Annotated in this window: 17 protein-coding genes; 10 read left to right on the forward strand and 7 right to left on the reverse strand. The window is 27.4% G+C overall.

Going from position 1 to position 18,647, the window contains the following annotated elements; translation table 11 throughout:
• Positions 1-90: 90 nt before the first annotated feature.
• Complete coding sequence (rnr, locus tag ABDX67_RS01680) at positions 91-2,304, reverse strand: ribonuclease R (RefSeq protein WP_347173072.1); 2,214 nt, start codon at positions 2,302-2,304, stop codon at positions 91-93.
• 115 nt (positions 2,305-2,419) lie between these two features.
• On the opposite strand from rnr, the gene ABDX67_RS01685 reads away from it, so the two are divergent.
• The 4 genes from ABDX67_RS01685 (at position 2,420) to ABDX67_RS01700 (ending at position 5,026) form a co-directional block, all read left to right on the forward strand.
• A complete protein-coding gene (locus ABDX67_RS01685) occupies positions 2,420-3,334 on the forward strand; it encodes a diacylglycerol/lipid kinase family protein (RefSeq protein ID WP_347173073.1) in 915 nt (304 codons plus the stop codon).
• Positions 3,335-3,438: 104 nt separating this feature from the next.
• The gene (locus ABDX67_RS01690; protein ID WP_347173075.1) at positions 3,439-3,609 is read left to right on the forward strand and encodes a hypothetical protein; all 171 of its coding nucleotides are present in this window, start codon (positions 3,439-3,441) and stop codon (positions 3,607-3,609) included.
• Between the two features lie 543 nt (positions 3,610-4,152).
• Positions 4,153-4,584, forward strand: a complete 432-nt coding sequence (gene rpiB / locus ABDX67_RS01695) for a ribose 5-phosphate isomerase B (RefSeq protein WP_347173077.1) — start codon at positions 4,153-4,155, stop codon at positions 4,582-4,584.
• Between the two features lies 1 nt (position 4,585).
• Positions 4,586-5,026, forward strand: a complete 441-nt coding sequence (locus tag ABDX67_RS01700) for a GNAT family N-acetyltransferase (RefSeq protein ID WP_347173079.1) — start codon at positions 4,586-4,588, stop codon at positions 5,024-5,026.
• Between the two features lie 563 nt (positions 5,027-5,589).
• Here ABDX67_RS01700 and ABDX67_RS01705 read toward each other — a convergent pair.
• Together ABDX67_RS01705 and ABDX67_RS01710 are read right to left on the reverse strand one after the other, a co-directional pair.
• Positions 5,590-6,159: a pseudouridine synthase gene (locus ABDX67_RS01705; protein ID WP_347173081.1), complete on the reverse strand. Its 570-nt coding sequence runs from the start codon at positions 6,157-6,159 to the stop codon at positions 5,590-5,592.
• Positions 6,160-6,162: 3 nt separating this feature from the next.
• Positions 6,163-8,970, reverse strand: a complete 2,808-nt coding sequence (locus ABDX67_RS01710) for a T9SS type A sorting domain-containing protein (protein WP_347173083.1) — start codon at positions 8,968-8,970, stop codon at positions 6,163-6,165.
• A gap of 102 nt (positions 8,971-9,072) precedes the next feature.
• Between ABDX67_RS01710 and recA the strand changes: the two genes are divergently transcribed.
• Together recA and ABDX67_RS01720 are read left to right on the forward strand one after the other, a co-directional pair.
• On the forward strand, positions 9,073-10,080 hold the full coding sequence (gene recA / locus ABDX67_RS01715) for a recombinase RecA (protein ID WP_347173085.1): 1,008 nt from the start codon (positions 9,073-9,075) through the stop codon (positions 10,078-10,080).
• Between the two features lie 72 nt (positions 10,081-10,152).
• A complete protein-coding gene (locus ABDX67_RS01720) occupies positions 10,153-10,692 on the forward strand; it encodes a GNAT family N-acetyltransferase (RefSeq protein WP_347173087.1) in 540 nt (179 codons plus the stop codon).
• A 4-nt stretch (positions 10,693-10,696) separates the two neighbouring features.
• On the opposite strand, the gene ABDX67_RS01725 is transcribed toward ABDX67_RS01720, so the two are convergent.
• From ABDX67_RS01725 to ABDX67_RS01735, 3 genes are read right to left on the reverse strand one after another with little or no spacing between them, the layout of a single operon-like run.
• Positions 10,697-10,846, reverse strand: coding sequence for a PspC domain-containing protein (locus ABDX67_RS01725; RefSeq protein WP_347173088.1), 150 nt, complete (start codon positions 10,844-10,846; stop codon positions 10,697-10,699).
• A gap of 29 nt (positions 10,847-10,875) precedes the next feature.
• Positions 10,876-11,307 carry a dUTP diphosphatase gene (gene dut / locus ABDX67_RS01730; RefSeq protein ID WP_347173090.1) on the reverse strand — a complete coding sequence of 144 codons (432 nt, stop codon included), beginning with the start codon at positions 11,305-11,307 and terminating at the stop codon, positions 10,876-10,878.
• Between the two features lie 3 nt (positions 11,308-11,310).
• A complete protein-coding gene (locus ABDX67_RS01735) occupies positions 11,311-12,765 on the reverse strand; it encodes an MATE family efflux transporter (RefSeq protein ID WP_347173091.1) in 1,455 nt (484 codons plus the stop codon).
• 93 nt (positions 12,766-12,858) lie between these two features.
• Between ABDX67_RS01735 and ABDX67_RS01740 the strand changes: the two genes are divergently transcribed.
• Positions 12,859-13,854, forward strand: coding sequence for an NAD(P)H-dependent glycerol-3-phosphate dehydrogenase (locus tag ABDX67_RS01740; protein WP_347173092.1), 996 nt, complete (start codon positions 12,859-12,861; stop codon positions 13,852-13,854).
• A 45-nt stretch (positions 13,855-13,899) separates the two neighbouring features.
• On the opposite strand, the gene ABDX67_RS01745 is transcribed toward ABDX67_RS01740, so the two are convergent.
• Positions 13,900-15,252, reverse strand: coding sequence for an aspartate kinase (locus ABDX67_RS01745; RefSeq protein WP_347173094.1), 1,353 nt, complete (start codon positions 15,250-15,252; stop codon positions 13,900-13,902).
• A 99-nt stretch (positions 15,253-15,351) separates the two neighbouring features.
• Between ABDX67_RS01745 and ABDX67_RS01750 the strand changes: the two genes are divergently transcribed.
• Genes ABDX67_RS01750 through ABDX67_RS01760 form a run of 3 tightly spaced genes read left to right on the forward strand, consistent with a single transcriptional unit; the run spans position 15,352 to position 18,638 of the window.
• Positions 15,352-16,011, forward strand: coding sequence for a hypothetical protein (locus tag ABDX67_RS01750; protein WP_347173096.1), 660 nt, complete (start codon positions 15,352-15,354; stop codon positions 16,009-16,011).
• A 4-nt stretch (positions 16,012-16,015) separates the two neighbouring features.
• On the forward strand, positions 16,016-17,293 hold the full coding sequence (locus ABDX67_RS01755) for an MFS transporter (RefSeq protein WP_347173098.1): 1,278 nt from the start codon (positions 16,016-16,018) through the stop codon (positions 17,291-17,293).
• A gap of 13 nt (positions 17,294-17,306) precedes the next feature.
• On the forward strand, positions 17,307-18,638 hold the full coding sequence (locus ABDX67_RS01760) for a Kelch repeat-containing protein (protein WP_347173100.1): 1,332 nt from the start codon (positions 17,307-17,309) through the stop codon (positions 18,636-18,638).
• Positions 18,639-18,647: the final 9 nt, after the last annotated feature.

The raw sequence follows: 18,647 nt of genomic DNA on the forward strand, positions 1-18,647 counted from the left end.
ATATTTATGTTTTCTACAAATATCTGTTAGTTTTATAGCAAAAAAAATACGTCAGATGACGTATTTTATTGTTTTTAAGGTTTTTAGCTTTTATTCTTCTATTAAAGAAAAATCTAAATGTTTGCGTTCTAAATCGGTCTTTTTAACCTTTACAACTACATTATCTCCTAATTGATAAAGTTGTTTGGTTGATTGACCAACAATAGCATATTGTTTTTCATCAAAAATATAATAATCACTTTTTATATCTCTAATTCTAACCATTCCTTCACATTTATTTTCTTTAATTTCTACATAAATTCCCCATTCTGTAACTCCAGAAATAACGCCCTCAAATTCTTGATCTTTATGATCTTGCATGTATTTAACTTGCATATATTTTATAGAATCTCGTTCTGCTCTTGAAGCTAAATATTCCATTTCAGAAGAATATTTACATTTTTCTTCATAAATAGCAGCTGTAGGTGAATTTCCGCCATCTAAATAATGTTGTAGTAATCGATGTGTCATTACATCAGGATAACGTCTAATTGGTGATGTAAAATGACTGTAGTAATTAAATGCTAATCCGTAGTGACCAATATTCTGAGTTGTATATTCTGCCTTACTCATCGTTCTAATCGCCAAGGTTTCTACCATATTCGATTCTGCTTTACCATGAACATCAGAAAGTAATTTATTCAACGATTGAGAAATAACTTCTTTAGAATCTGTTTGTAAAGAATAGCCAAACTTACTTACAATACCTTGTAAGGCGTTTAGTTTATCAATATTTGGTTCGTCGTGTACACGATAAATAAAAGTTTTTTTACTTGGTCTTCCTTTTTCTTGACCAATAAATTCTGCTACTTTTCGGTTTGCTAATAACATAAATTCTTCAATTAATTTATTAGCATCTTTAGATTCTTTAAAGAAAACTCCTGTTGGATTTGCCTCTTCATCTAAATTAAACTTTACTTCTACTCTATCAAATGAAATTGCACCAGCTTTCATACGTTTTTTACGCATTTTTTTAGCCAATTCGTCTAATTTTAAAGTTGCTTCTACAATTTCTTTAGTTACCGTATATTCTTTATCTAAAATAGAAATATCTGCCGGCATTGTATATTCTTTAATTGCTAATAAATTACAATTTTCTATTACAGCTTGAGCTTCTTCGTATGCAAAACGTTGATCTGAATAGGTAACTGTTCTTCCAAACCATTTATGTACAACTTGTGCTTTTTCATTGATTTCAAAAACAGCAGAAAAAGTTAATTTTTCTTCATTTGGTCGTAAAGAACAAACTCCGTTTGATAACATTTCTGGTAACATTGGTACAACTCTATCAACTAAATAAACTGATGTTGCTCTTTCATAAGCTTCATCATCTAAGATTGTTTTTTCTTGTAAATAATGCGAAACATCTGCAATATGAATTCCGATTTCATAATTTCCGTTTTCTAATTTTGTAAACGACAACGCATCATCAAAATCTTTTGCATCTTTTGGGTCAATAGTAAATGTTAAATCGCTTCGCATATCTCTACGTTTTGCAATTTCTTTTTTTGTAATTTCTATTGGAAGTTTTTTAGCTTCATCTTCTACTTCTTTCGGAAACTCGTATGGTAAACCATATTCTACTAAAATAGAATGCATTTCTGTATTATGATCTCCTGGTTTTCCTAAAACTGTAGTAATTTTTCCAAACGGATTTTTAGAATTTGATGGCCAATCTGTTAGAGTTGCAACCACTTTATCTCCGTCTTCTGCACCATTAATTTTATTTTGAGATATAAAAATATCAGCATACATTTTATTGTCATCCGGAATTACAAATCCGAAGTTTTTATTGAGTTGTAACACACCAACAAATTCGGTTTTTGCTCTTTCTAACACTTCAACAACATCAGCTTCTAGTTTATTACTTCCACGTTTATTATACGTGTAAACTTTAACGGTATCTTTATGTAAACCTTTGTTTAAATTGATTGACGGAATAAAAATATCTTCTTCAAAATCATCAGAAATAAAGTACGCATTTCCGTTAGATGTAACATCTAAAGTTCCTACGTTGTATTTTCTATCCTGATTTATAGAAAATTTTCCTCTATCGATTTCTTTAATTTTTTTAGTAGCTGTAAGTTCAGCTAATTTTTTTAAAACTTGCGTTTTTCCGTCGGTATCAGAAATACCAATTTTAGATGCAATTTGTTTATAATTATAAGATGATGTAGCATCTTCGTTTAATATTCTAAATATATTTTTGGTTAAATCTTTAATGATTCTTCCTTTTTTTTTATAAAATTTCTTCTTTTTAGACATGTGTCTTTTATTGTTTTTATTGATGCAAATTACAGTATTTAAATTGTATTCTTTATTAATTTATTGTTATGAATTCAATTTTTGTATTTTGCTCTTTTATTAATTTATTATTTATATGAAAACGGATTGGTTTTTAATTATGAATCCAACTTCTGGAAACGGAAAATCTAAAAAAATTTGGAAAGAAATTTCAGATGAATTAAAAAAACAAAACATTTCGTTTTCGTTTGCTTTTACTGATTATTCTAAACACGAAGAAGAATTAGTAGAAACTGCTATTAAAAATGGTTTTACTAAAATAATTTCTGTTGGTGGAGATGGAACTTTACATCATGTTGTTAACGGAATAATGAAGCAAAAATTAGTAGAAACTAACACTATACAACTTGCTGTAATACCAATTGGTACTGGAAATGATTGGGTAAAAACTTATAATATTCCTGCAAAGATAGAGAATTCTATTGCAATAATCAGTAAAGAAAAAACAATACTGCAAGATATTGGTAAATTAGAAACAGAAAACAACACTATAAACTACTTTAATAATGTAGCAGGAATCGGTTATGACGGTTATGTTGTAAATAAACTTAAAAACTTAAAACGTTTTGGCGGAATTGCATATTTATTAAGTGGATTATATGGTTTGTTATTTTATAAAAAATCAATCTTTACTATTGAAATAAATAATAAAATAATCAAAGAAAAATGTTTAATGGTTGTTTTTGGAATCTGTAAATTTTCTGGCGGCGGAATGCAATTTACTAAAGATGTTAATACTTCGGATGGATTATTAGATGTTACAATTGCTAAAAAATTAACTTTATTTGATATGATTTTTAATTTACCAAAAATATACAATGGTAAAATTGTACATCATAAAAAAGTGGCAACTTATAAAACTACTTCATTAAAAATTACGCCAATTTCTAAAAAAGAAAAACCTTTTATTCAAGCTGATGGAGAATTAATTGGAACCGGATCTATTTCTATATCAATTATAGAAAAAGCTATTCAATTTATTATTCCTTAACTAGATACTAAAACGAGTTTAGTATAAAAAAGTTAAAGAAATCTTAAAATTTTTGTAACACTTTTTAAAAATACACGTCTTTATAGTGTAAGAAGTTTATAAAAATGAAACAATTTCTAAAAATAATAGCATTATTTATCTTTATATTTATAGCAGGTATTTTTATTACCGTTGTAAAGATAAATGCTCCTTTAAATTTAAATACTTCTCCAGAATCAGTAAAAATTAAAAAAGACTCAATCCATTTTAAACAATTAAATACTAAAACTATTTAATTTCTTTTTTCCTTTTTTTGAGTTATCAACACTTTATATAATTATAATGATATTCTTTAATTAAATTTAAAAAAAGATGATGTTAATGATATAGTGTTAACAGATACAATAAGTATTTTCTTAATTATTTTTTTATATCACTTATTAAATTTAATGAACAATGTATCTATTTTTTAAAAGCTTATAAATCAATTCTTTTTTTAGTTTATTAACAATTTTTATAAACAGTTATAAATAGATTTTCTTCATTGTTTAGTAAAAATTAAATGTAAAGAAAGGTGTTATTTTATGTTAATAAAATGCTATTAGAAAATCAAAAAAAAAGTTGGTAATTTCATTTACATTCTTGTATTGTAATAATTATTGAAACCATCAAAAAAAGTTTTAAAAAAATAAGAATACTTCTTAACATTCATATAAATTAGATAAAACTCTTATTTTTAAAAGGTTATTAAGATTTGTAAAAATTTAATTATTTATACCTGTTGATAACCATCTTTATACTTATTTTTGTGTACTTAATCCTATTAAAAACAACATATTATGACAATTGCAATTGGTAACGATCATGCAGGAACAGAATACAAATTCGAAATTATAAAAAAATTAGAAGCTGCTGGTTATACAGTTTTAAATTTTGGAACTGATACAAATGATTCTATGGATTATCCTGATGCAATTCATCCTACTGCAGAAGCAGTTGAAACAGGTAAAGCTACATTTGGAATTATTCTTTGTGGATCTGGAAACGGTGCTCAAATGACCGCAAATAAACACCAGGGAATTAGAGCAGCACTTTGTTGGAATAACGAATTAGTTGCTTTAACTCGTCAACATAACAATGCAAATATTTTAACCATTCCTGCTCGTTTTGTTTCTTTACAACAAGCATTGGGTTTTGTAGATATTTTTTTAAATACAGAGTTTGAAGGTGGTCGTCACACAACTAGAGTAGATAAAATTTCTTGTTCTTAAAATGGATTTTTTAGTAAAAAAATTTTCAGAATTAAATACATCAGAATTATATCAAATTCTTCAGTTACGATCAGAAATTTTTGTTGTAGAACAAAATTGTGTGTATCAAGATTTAGATTTTAAAGATCAAAAAGCATTACATGTAATTGGTCTTAAAAATGATAAAATAATTGCTTATACACGTATTTTTGGACCAGGAAATTATTTTAAAGAAGCAAGTATTGGTAGAGTTGTTGTAAAGAAATCAGAAAGAAAATTTGGTTACGGACATGATTTAATGAAAGCTTCTATTAATGCAATTGATTATTTTTATAGAGTTACTGAAATTACAATTTCCGCGCAAGTATATCTTAGAAAATTCTACGAAACTCACGGATTTAAAAAAGTTGGAGATAAATATTTAGAAGATGGAATTCCGCATATTGAAATGCTTAGAAATTAAAACTTACCAAAAAAAGAACTAATCTCAAAATATACTTCTTTTTCTATATTAGTTTTTACAATTTTAAATTTTAAAACATCATAAGGTTTGTTATTCTTATAATTTAAAGATTGTTGAATAAAAATCCAATCAACACCTCTTTTTCCATATGTTTTTTCTAAATATTCATATTCACTTCTAATTCCATTTATAGAATTTTTAGCAATAATTATTTTAGCTTTTTCATAACTAGAACCATCACCACCTTTAATAATTACACCATTACTTAAAGTAATTTGATTAGATTTAACAGTATTATTAGAAGTTTTTGGTACAGAAGAACAAGAGCTTATTATTAAAATAATAAATAGTAAAGAAGTAAGATTTTTTATAACGTTTAATTTTTATAAAAGTAAGATATTAAAACTACTTTTTATCTTCCTTTTTTGTCATTTTGTATATTAAATACCCAAAACCTACTAAAAAATGGAAAATAATTACAGCAGCTACAATATATAAAGTGGTGTTAGAGTTATTCATACCGTAAAATTGAGAAGATAATTTTTATTTTTTTGTGATAAATGTTACATTAACTCATAAACTTCTTTTACATCACCAAGTTTTAAATCGTTTAGAAAAATAGTTCCAATTCTTATTCTTATTAATCGTAAAGTTGGAAAACCAACTGCTGCTGTCATTTTTCTCACTTGTCTAAATTTTCCTTCGTTAATTGTAATAGAAATCCAACTTGTTGGTCCGTGACGTTCATCACGGATTTTTTGAGTTCTATTCGGAAAATTTGGTGGAGAAATCAAAGAAGCTTCACAAGGTTTAGTGATGTATTTTTTACCTTCAATACTAATTTCTACACCTTTTTTTAAGATTTCTATTTCTTTTTGAGTGATGCTTCCATCAACCTGAACATAATATTCTTTTTCTATTTTTTCACTTCTAATATGTTCGCTTACTTTTCCGTCTGTTGTTAGTAATAATAACCCTTCAGAGTTTACATCCAATCTTCCAATTGCCATAGTTCCTTCAGGAAAATCATACAATTCACCCAACATTTTTTTCTTTCTTTTTGTCTGATTATTGATAAACTGAGACAAATATCCATAAGGTTTGTGAAGTATAAAATGTTGGTGAGTTTTCAAAAGTTATTGTTTAAGAATTTTAGAGTTTATTATAGTTCCTTTTTCTGTAAATACTTTGAGTAAATATAATCCAGAAATAAAGTTTTCTAAATTAATTTTATTTTTAAAATAAGTATTTAAAAGTTGACCATTAATAGAGTATAATTCAATTTTCTTAATAGAATTATTAATTAGGTCAATTGTAAAAATATTATTTGTAGGGTTTGGATAAACTTTAATTACAGTGTTGTTGTTATTTATACTAATATCATCAATTGATAAGGTTGGATTGAAAGAGTATTTTGATAATAATCCTCGTGTCCATGAAACCCACGGTTTTAAATAAATACCATTACCATAAGTGTTTGTTGTTATTAAATTTTTTTCTTTATCAAACGTAAAATTTTTCTCAAATAAATTAGTAAAATTAAATTCATTTATAATTTCTAAATTTTCGTTTAAAAAAGCTGAATTATTTCCATCATCATTAGACCATTGAATAAAAATTTCATTATTAACTATAGAATAATTAAAACCACTACAACAGTTGTTAAAACTTTTATTACTTTTTTTAATTAAATTAAAATTTTCATCATAAACATTTAAATATTGATTTTTATCAGTAGCAAAAATTTTATTTTTAAAAGATACTAGTTTCCATAACTCCTCTTGAATAATAGAATTACTATATTCATTATTAATTGTGATTTTATGAAGTTTTCTTTGATAAATATTATTTGATGCATCGCTACTAAATATTATTGTACCATTATTTTTTATTATTGGTTTGTGAGGATTAATATTTAAATCATCTTTTAACCCTATTTTCTTTTCAAAAATTAATTCTCCTTCTTTATAGAGAGAAATAAGGCGGTCTTTAGAGTAATAATCTGCAGTACTAATATTTTGAAAATAAATATATAAATCTTCGTTTTTTATAAAATGGTTGAAATACTGTTTGTGATCATATTTAAAACTATTAATTAAATCACCATTAGTTAAATTAAATTTTTTTAATTCTGACCAAATAGAAGTTTTCCAAGTTGTTTGATCTGTAAAGCTTATATTATTACTTATAATATAAACTTTATTGTTAGTTTCATTAATAATTATTTCTTTAGATTTAATACTTTCCTTTTTATAAATAAGTTTACCATCTGCAGATATTTTATATAAATAACTATTATCTCTTTCTTTGTTTTCAAGGTTTAAATAAATATTATTGTTTACGTCTATTTTTATATTATCGCCATAATAATTTGAGGTTATATTATTTACTTGACCTGTTAAATCTAACTCCCATAAAACTTTTAACTCAGAGTTATATTTAATTATTTTTCCACTTAAAGGAGGTTGTGCACAACCTATAAATAAACATTTAGGGCCAAGCCATTCTGCAGATAATACTATATAATCATTATTATTATCAACACTAATAATTTGTTGAAAATTAGCGGAAGTACCTTCTCCAGAAAAAGAGTATTTATTAAGAATATCGGTAGAATTAATTTTCTCTGAAATAATATTTAATTCAGAATCTACATCAGATTCTGGAAACATTTTATTTACCTCAACCCCTAAAGAAGTAATAGTGTTGTCATCTATTTTAGAAAAATCTACAAGATTATATGAGTCAGAAGTATTAAATGAGTTGAACTCTTTTAAATCGTTAGAAAACAATCTTATATTAGAGTTACTTGTTGTTATAAAAAATGTACCATCTATATTCAATTTAAATCCCGTTCCTAAATATGAATCAATTTCTTTTAAAGTAATTATTTGATTTGTATCATCTACAGACAAGAAGACCAACTTGTCATTATCTAAGTCATTTGCTACGACAACAAGTTTGTTTGATGAATTAATAAAAGCATCAATTAAGTAGTATTTCTTATTACTACCTGTAGTTAAAACAAATTTTAGTAGATTGTCTTTATCAATTAATGAAATATTAATTTTTCCTTTTGTATCATTATCCGATTGGTTTAATGTTGTTATATATAAGTTCTTATTATTATCAACATTTATGTGAAAATTTTCATAATTGTTATTTAAATAATAATTATGAAAATCTGTATTTTCAATAGATAATAAATTTTCGTTTCCACCCTTATCTATCTTTAAAAAAGTATAAGAATATCCTTCATTAGTATTTTCTAGGTTTTTATAATTTCTTGAAAGAAAATAAAAAGTATCGTTTTCTATTTTACCACTTACGCCTTGGTTTTTAATTTCTCTAGTAAATAATTCTGTAGCATTTCCATTAGTATCTATTTCTAAAAAATGAAATATATTAGATCCATAACCACTGTATTTGTGCGGTGAGTAAACTAAATTTAAGGTGTCATCGCTATTTAGTTCAACATCAAAATAACCAAAATCATGATAATCTGAGCCGTCTATATTTCCAATAGTTTTTTTAAAAAGCTCATTACCATCTTTATCATATTTTATATAAAAAAGAATGCCATATATTTTTGTGGAATTAGTTTTAGTTGCTCCCAAAACATAAATATCATCATTTGAATTAACAAAAGCTTTTAATGGTAATTCATAAGATAAACTTGTAGAAAAAGAACTTGTTTTTTGCCAAACCAAATTATAGTTTTCATCTAATTTTGTAACTAAGACATCATTAAATGTAGAGTCTCTTTCTGTTGTTCCAATAAGAATTGAATTTTTTTCTTTGTCTATAAAAGAAAAATTAGGATAATCTCTATTTGTGTGATGGTTTAACCCAAAAGAAACACTTTTAGTTAAAGTAAAAGGATTTTGACCAAATGATAGAAAAGAAATAAAAAGAATAGAAAGAAAAATAAATATTTTTTTCATAGAATAAATTTTAAATCAAAAATAGTCAAAAAAACAATAAAATATTATTCTCATTTCGTAACTTAGTCGTTCTTATTTTAAAAAAATTTATAGCAGAAAGATATGGCAGCAGATAAAGAAAAAACAGCAAAATTAAAAGCATTACAATTAACCTTAGATAAGATGGATAAAGCTTATGGAAAAGGAGCTGTAATGAAAATGGGCGATAGTAAAGTAGAAGATATTGAAGCGATTTCTTCAGGATCTTTAGGATTAGATTTAGCATTAGGTGTTGGTGGATATCCAAGAGGAAGAGTAATAGAAATTTACGGACCAGAATCTTCTGGTAAAACAACGTTAACGCTTCATGCAATTGCAGAAGCTCAAAAAGCTGGCGGAATTGCAGCATTTATTGATGCAGAACATGCTTTTGATCGTTATTACGCAGAAAACTTAGGCGTAGATATAGAAAATTTAATTATTTCTCAACCAGATTATGGTGAGCAAGCATTAGAAATTGCAGATAATTTAATTAGCTCTGGAGCAATTGATATAGTTGTGATTGATTCTGTTGCAGCATTAACTCCAAAATCAGAAATTGAAGGCGAAATGGGTGATTCTAAAATGGGATTACATGCGCGTTTAATGTCGCAAGCATTACGTAAACTAACAGGAACCATTTCTAAAACAAAATGTACGGTAATTTTTATCAATCAGTTAAGAGAAAAAATTGGCGTGATGTTCGGTAATCCAGAAACAACAACAGGTGGAAATGCATTAAAATTTTACGCTTCTGTTCGTTTAGATATTCGTAGAAGAACTCAACTTAAAGATGGCGATCGTGTTATTGGAAATAGCACAAAAGTAAAAGTTGTAAAGAACAAAGTAGCTCCGCCTTTTCAAGTTGCAGAATTTGATATTATGTACGGACAAGGAATTTCTAAAGTTGGAGAAATTCTAGATATTGGTGTAGAATTAGGAATTGTAAAGAAAAGTGGTTCTTGGTTTAGCTACGGAGAAACAAAATTAGGGCAAGGAAGAGATGCGGTTAAAGGATTGATAAATGATAATCCAGAATTAGCTGAAGAATTAGAAACAAAAATTAAAGAAGCAATAAATAATCAAGAGTAAGTATTTTTAAAAGTTCTACGTTATTTAAAAAGCTATTTCAATTATTCGAAATAGCTTTTTTACATTTACATCATGATACAAATTACACCTCAAATTTCTTTACAACCTATAAAAAATTCTGATTGTGAATTGTTGTTTTCTTTAATGAAAGAAATCTACATACCAGTTTATTCTCATTTTTGGAAAGATAATGGAAGTTGGTATGTGGATTCTCAATATTCAGAATCTGCTGTTTTAAAAGATTTATTAGAAGTAAAAAACGATTATTATTTTATCCTTTTTAAGGATGAAATTGTTGGAAATTTTAGGATTGTTTGGGATAAAAAACTAGCAGGTTTAAAAGCGGAAAAGCAGGTTAAATTACATCGTATTTACATCCATCCAAAAACCCAGGGAAACGGAATTGGAAAAAAACTCCTTTTTTGGTTGGAAGAAAAAGCAAGAGAAAAGAACTATAAAGTGATTTGGTTAGATGCAATGAATAAGCAACCACAAGCATTTGAGTTTTATAAAAAACTCGGATTTCAATATCATTCACACGAATTTTTAAACTTTGACTTCTTGCGAGATGACGTTCGTAAAATGAGTCAATTATATAAAAATGTTGAGTAGTTTTCTATTTAGAAAACATTTTTACGAGCCACAAAATTAAATACAAACCAATACCAAAACCAGCGAATAAAACACATACAACAAAAGCAATTCTAATATTTTGTACTTTCCATCCTAATTTACCACTTAACCATTCTGATACTCCTAAAATCATAATTCTACTATTTTAATTGATATTAATTTTTACACTCCTGTACTTCCAAATCCGCCTGCACCACGTTCTGTTTCGTTTAAAACGTCAACTTCTTGCCAGTTTACACGTTCGTGTTTTGCAATGACCAATTGAGCAATACGTTCGCCATCGTTAATTACAAATTCTTCGTTTGATAAATTCACTAAAATCACACCGATTTCTCCACGATAATCTGCATCAACAGTTCCAGGAGAATTTAACACTGTAATTCCTTTTTTAGCAGCCAAACCACTTCTTGGTCTAACTTGCGCTTCAAAACCAATTGGTAGAGCGATAAACAAACCTGTTTTTACAATAGTTCTTTCTAAAGGTTTTAGTGTGATGGCTTCTTTAATATTTGCACGTAAATCCATTCCTGCAGAACCTTCGGTTTCGTAAGTTGGAGTTTGGTGTTTAGATGTATTGATAATTTGTACGTTCATAGTTTAGCGTTTCAAAAATTGTTTTATGGTTGATTTTTCTATCAAAAAGACAAGCCCAAAATAACTAAAAATTGTTGAAATTGAAAACCAAATATTCCCTCTAAACAAACTAAAAGAAATCCAACATAAAACTGTTGCGAAAAGCACATAAAATCCAACTTTTTTTAATTGATACGGAACCGGATAATGTTTTTTACCCACAAAATAAGATAGTATCATCATAAATCCGTAGGTAATTAAAGTTGCCCACGCAGAAGCCATAAATCCAATTTCAGGAATCATTATAATGTTAAATACAATGGTAATAATTGCACCTAAAACAGAAAAATACATTCCGAATTTTGTTTTATCTGTTAGTTTATACCAAATAGATAAGTTGTTGTAAATTCCTAAAAATAAATTTGCCAATAAGATGATTGGTACAATTTGTAAGGCTTCAAAATATTCTGGCTTTCCCAGTAGAATATGAGCAAAAACATCAATAAAAACAACAACAATTAACATAAATAACGCACCTAAAATAGTAAACCAAGTTAAAATTTTTGAATAGGTTTCTTTGGCGTTTTTTTTATCCGCTTGATTAAAGAAAAATGGTTCTGCTCCTAATCGAAAAGCCATAATATACAAGGTCATAAAAACGCCTAATTTATAACAAGCCGCATAAATTCCCATTTGAGATTCTCCAATTAAATCACCCAACAATAATTTGTCTAAATTTTCATTGGTTACAAAAGCCAAGCTTCCAATCATAATTGGTAAACTGTAACGCAACATTTTCTTTAAAAGCTGAAAATCAAAATCGATTTTAAACTTAAAAACAATTGGAAATAAAAGTAAAAATGTGGTGGCACTCGCAACAGTTCCGGCAACAAATATATGCATCACTTTAGGATACGAATTGTAATATTCTACGATAAAATTTGGTAAGTAAATAGTATTTTTAATTGCATACGGAACAAACCATAAAAAGAATACATTTAACAATGCAAAAATTAAAATATTTAAAATCTTATAAACGGTAAAACGCATTGGTTTGTTGGCAACACGTAAATATGCATACGGAATTACAACAAAAGTATCTAAAGTAATTGTCCAAACTAATAACTTAAAAAATAACGGATTTTTAAACCCGAAGAAATCAGAAATAGCTGTACTAAAAAACAACATTGTAATTAAAAACAACAAGCTTGTAATTAGCAAACTAATAAAAGAGGTTGAAACGATTTTCCCTTTGTCTTTCTCTTTCGAAAAAAAACGAAAAAAAGCCGTTTCCATTCCGTAAGTTAGTAACGCATTAAAATAAGCAGCATACACATAATAATCTGTGTTTACGGCATATTTATCTGCCTCTAAAGTTGAGGTGTGTAGTTTCACTAAAAAAATATTTATCGCTCTTGGCAAAACTGCCGCAATACCATAAATAATAGTGTCTTTAAAAAAGCGTTTTAAATTACTCAAAAGAAAAAGTCTTGTACAAATATAATAATTACCGCAAGTATTGGGCGTTAGAACTTTGTTTTATTACATTTGAATATAATAATTTACTTAAATATGAATTCAAACCCTAAAATAGCAGTTTTTGGCGGAGGAAGTTGGGCAACAGCAATTGTTAAAATGCTAACCGAAAACTTAGAAAATGTTGGTTGGTATATGCGTAATATTACTGCAATAGAACACATTAAAAAACACCAAAATAACCCAAACTATTTAAGTTCTGCCGAGCTATATCCAGAAAAATTAGATTTATCTAATGATATAAATTATTTTGTAAGTAATTATGATGTTTTAATATTTGTAATTCCGTCTGCTTTTTTAAAATCAGAATTAGAAAAACTAACAGTTTCATTAGAAGGAAAAACTATTTTTTCTGCGATTAAAGGAATTGTGCCAGAAACAGGATTAATTATTGGAGAACATTTTCATAAAATATATAATATTCCATTAGAAAATATTGGAGTGATTACAGGTCCTTGTCATGCAGAAGAAGTTGCAATGGAACGTTTATCGTATTTAACATTGGCGTGTTTAGACCAAGAAAAAGCCATTATGTTAAGTAAATATATTGCGAGTAGTTATATTAAAACAAAGATTTCTGATGATATTATTGGAACAGAATATGCTGCAATGTTAAAAAATATTTATGCGATTGCTGCCGGAATTGCTCATGGTTTAGGATATGGAGATAATTTTCAGTCGGTATTAATGAGCAATGCAATTAGAGAAATGAAACGCTTTATTAAAAAGGTTCATAAAATGAAGCGAAACATAAATAACTCTGCATATTTAGGAGATTTATTAGTAACAGGATATTCAACTTTTAGTAGAAACAGAATGTTTGGAAACATGATTGGAAAAGGATATACCGTAAAATCTGCACAAATGGAGATGAGTATGGTTGCTGAAGGATATTATGCTACAAAAAGTGCTTTTGAAATCAACCAAAAAAATGGAGCAAAAACTCCAATTATTGATGCCGTTTACAATGTTTTATATAACGGAAAAGAAGCAAAAGATCAGTTTGAAAAACTAACGCATAAGTTGAATTAGTTGTTTGTTACATTTAATAACTGAATAAAAAATTACGTTTTTAATTTAGCATTCAAACGTCTCGATTGCTTCCGACAACAAATATTTTTCTTTAAATAATTCGTTATTTAACAAATTTAATGCTGCTATTTTATCGGTTGTTTTTACCAAAAGCGAAATGTTATAATCACTTCCTCCGTAAGAAATCATTCTAACAGGAATATTTTTTAATGCATTAAAAACCAACGCACTAATTCCTTCTTTTTTCTGGGAAAAATCACCAGCAACACAAATTATACTTAAATCAGAATCTACATTTATTTTACCAAATGGTTCTAGTTCCGAAATTATTTCCGAAAGATAAGAAATATCATCGATAGTTAAAGAAATTGCAACTTCAGATGTTGTAATCATGTCAATAGGCGTTTTGTTGTTTTCAAAAACTTCAAAAACCTTTTTTAAGAAACCATAAGCCATTAACATTCTGTACGATTTTATTTTAATTGCTGTAATTCCGTCTTTAGCCGCAATTGCCGTAAAACCACTATTTATTGATTTATTTTTAATGATAGTTCCTTTAGAAAACGGACTAAATGTGTTCTTTAACAACACATTAATATTGTTTTCTTTAGCGGGAATTAAACTCTGCGGATGTAAAATTTTTGCACCGAAATATGCCAATTCAGCAGCTTCATCAAAAGAAATTTCTTTTAAAGAAAAAGTATTTTCTACAAAACGCGGATCATTATTATGCATTCCGTCAATATCTGTCCAAATCTGAATTTCATCAGCATTAATAGCAGCACCAATTAACGACGCTGTATAATCGCTTCCGCCACGTTGTAAATTTGAAATTTGCCCTTTTTCATTTTGACAGATAAAACCTTGAGTAATCCAAAGTTTTTCTGTTGAATTTTGATTAATTATTGCTGTTAATTGTTCTTTTATTTTTAAAATGTTTGGCTCATTATCATTCTTCACTTCCATAAAATCGAAAGCAGAAATTAAAGATGAAGAAATGTTAGATTCCTCTAAATACATAGAAACTAAATTGGTAGATAAAATTTCTCCTTGAGCTACAATTGTATTTTCTAAATTTAAATCAGTACTTGATAAACTTCTAAGAAAATTAAATTTTTCGACTATAAAAAAAAGCGCTTTGTCTTTAAATTGATTAGAAACAAATAGTTCATTTATTAAAACTTGATACTCATTTTCTAAACGTTGTATCAACTCTAAAGCTTGTTTTGGTTGCTTCGTTTTTATTGCTTTTGAAATAGCAAGTAAAGAGTTTGTTGTGCCAGAAACAGCTGATAAAACTACTATTTTTTGAGTCTTACATGCTGTAATAATTTCAACAACTTTTTTTATGTTTTCTGCATTTCCAACAGAAGTTCCACCAAATTTTAAAACAATCATTTTACTTATTTTCGCACAAAAAAACAACGAAATACAAACTGTGACAATTTTATTTAATATTTTTACATATTATAACACTGTGTTTAAAACTAAACAAATATGAAAACAATTCAAGAAGCAGTAGAAAGCACCATTCGTAAAACACCTTTTATAGAAGAAGCATTGAATGAAAAGTTAATCAATGTGTCGTCTTTAGCAAGAATTATAATGCCAGAAGTTTCTAAAATTTTAAAAAAAGAAGTAAAAATTGGCGCTGTAATGATGGCGATAAATCGTTTATCACCAGCAAATGAAATCAGAATTAGAAAAAATATAAAAAAGCTTGCTTCTAATTTAGGAGATTTTATTGTTCGTTCAGATTTATGTGATTTTACATTTAAAAATACACCTTCATTATTAAAAGAAATTGCAAAATTATTAAGCAAAGTTTCTGATAGTAATGACTATTTTTTAACTGTTTCTCAAGGAATTTTCGAAACCAATATCGTAATTAGTAAAAATTTACAAGAACATGTAGAAGATATTTTTAAAAACGAAACTTTAATTCATAGTGTGTTAGATTTGGCTTCAATTACCATAAAATTACCTAAGAATAATTTAGATCAATCAGGAATTTATTACTTTATTTTAAAACAATTAGCTTGGGAAAACATTCCTTTACAAGAAATAATTTCAACAACTCACGAAATGACAATTGTTGTTAAAGAAAAAGCTGTAAACCAAACTTTTGCTATTTTAATGGATCTAAAACTGAATTAAATTTGTGGAAAAAACAAAAAAAGATCCTTATGCCGCTTTGCGGATAAAAGAGTTCAATATTTTTTTATTGGTTCGTTTTGCGTTGGTTTTTGCGTGGTCAATGCAATTTATTATTATAGAATGGCAAGTTTATAGCATTACAAAAGATCCATTATCATTAGGAATTATTGGTTTAATGGAAGTTATTCCTGCGGTTTCTATGGCACTTTTTGCTGGTCATATTGTAGATCAAAAAGAAAAGCGAAATTTATTAGCAATTTGTACCGCTGCTTTTTCATTGATAAGTTTAGGATTGTTTTTCTTAACCTTGCCTAGTTTTGTGGAAGATTGGTCGCAAAAAACAGTATTGTTTTCAATTTATGCTTTGGTGTTTTTTGGCGGATTTTTACGATCATTTTTTGGACCAACTATTTTTTCTTTAATAGCTTTAATTGTTCCTAAAAAGTTGTATCCAAATGCAGCAACTTGGAGTAGTTCTACTTGGCAAATGGCATCTGTCTTAGGACCAGCTTTTGCTGGGCTTACTATTGCTTGGATTGGTGTACATTGGTCTTTAAGTATTGTGTTTTTTTTAGTTTTACTTTCTTTCTTTTTGGTGTTTTTAATCAAAAAGAAACCAATATTAAACCCGAAGATTGGCGAACCTATTTTTCAAAGTTTAAAAGAAGGAATTCAGTTTGTTTATAAAACAAAAGCAATTTTAGGAGCCATTACTTTAGACATGATTTCTGTACTTTTTGGTGGCGCCATCGCTTTATTACCAATTTATGCTCAAGATATTTTAAAAGTTGGTCCAGAAGGATTTGGCGCATTGCGAGCAGCACCAGCAATTGGCGCATTTTTAACTATGTTAATTACTGCATATATTCCTATCAGTAAAAATGCAGGAATGAAATTGTTAGCAGCTATTTTTGGTTTTGGAATTTGTATTATTGTCTTTGGATTGTCTTCCGTTTTTTGGATTTCGATTATTGCATTATTCTTTAGCGGCGTAACAGACGGAATTTCGATGGTTATTAGGCAAACAATTTTACAATTAAAAACGCCAGATAATATGAGAGGAAGAGTTGCCTCTGTAAATTCAATGTTTGTAGGTTCATCTAATGAATTGGGTGCTTTTGAAAGCGGATTAACAGCAAGATTAATGGGAACGGTTACAGCAGTTGTCTTTGGAGGAACAATGACTTTAATTACTGTTGTAACAACAGGTTTTGTAAATCCAACGTTAAGAAAATTAGACTTAACTAAAGATTTAGAAGCACATGAAAACTCAACACAATAAAAAATAGCTTACTATGAAAAAAATTACTTTAGTTTTTTTATTAAGTTTTGCAACCTCGTTAATTTACGGTCAAACCTTTGTTGTAAAAGTGTTAGATAGTGAAACAAATTTACCAATTGCAGAGGTGCATCTTAAATTTGGAAAAGAAGTTTTTTTAACGAATGTTGATGGACTTGCAACAATTTCTGGAATTACATCTACTAATTTAGAAGCTTCACATATAAAATATCACAGTAAGTTTATCCAGTTAAAAAACAGAAAAGATCTAACTATTTATCTTACTGAAAAAAATTTAAAATTAGATGAGGTTACCATCACTTCAAAAAGAGAATTAAAAAAGTATATTCAGTATACAAAACTTGCAGAATTACCTAAAAAAATACATTCTTTTGGTGCAGTTTTAATAGATGATAAACTATATACTTTTGGTGGAGATGCTTCTGATGTTCAGTTTTCTAATCAAAAGGGGTTAAGCGAATTAACGGACAGTAGTGATGGTAGTATTTTAAAGTTTTTAACAAAAAACAAACCAAGTAATTTTTATAAATATAGAGAGAAAGTTTTTTTCTATGATTTTAAAAGTAAAACTTGGCAAACAAGCTCCTTAGAACCAAAGGCAAGAGCTTATCATAAAGCAGTAGCATATAAAAATGAAGTGTATTTACTTGGAGGAAAACAACTTACTTTAAGTAAAATGAAAGAAATGTTAATGCCTCAAATTGAGGTTTTAAATATAAAAAAAGACTCAATAATAATTGATGAAATGAATCCACATCAAGGAGTAAACTTTGAAGCCTTGGTTTTTGAAGATAAACTACTTGTTATTGGAGGATCAACAAAATTGCAAGAGAATTTACTTAAAAAATATACAGATAAAATTCACCTTTATGATTTTAAAACAGGCTATTGGTACTTATTAACTACAATGTCTAAAGGAAAAGAAACAAGCGGAGTTATTTTAGATAAGAAACTGTATTTATTTGGTGGAAACGAAAATAGAAACCTAACAGAAATAGAAAGTTTTAATTTAATTACTGGTAAATGGGAAAAAGAAGGCGAGTTGTTTACCGCAATGGAAAAACCAGCAATCACTAAAAATAAAAACACCATTTATCTTTTTGAAAAAGATTTAATAGTTACTTATAACACAATAACAAAAGAGCTAAAAGAATTTAGAATTGATTTAGAATTGTACTTTTCGCAAATCCAATATAGAAATGATAAACTGTATATTATTGGAGGAACAAAAACTAAAAACTATCAAAATAGACCACAAAGAAGCTTTTTAGAAATTTCTTTAGACGAGTTTGAAAACACTAGAATTAAGAAAGTTAAAACGTTGTAATTATAGATA

This window comes from Polaribacter uvawellassae (assembly GCF_039748955.1).
In the GTDB taxonomy this organism is placed as follows: domain Bacteria; phylum Bacteroidota; class Bacteroidia; order Flavobacteriales; family Flavobacteriaceae; genus Polaribacter; species Polaribacter uvawellassae.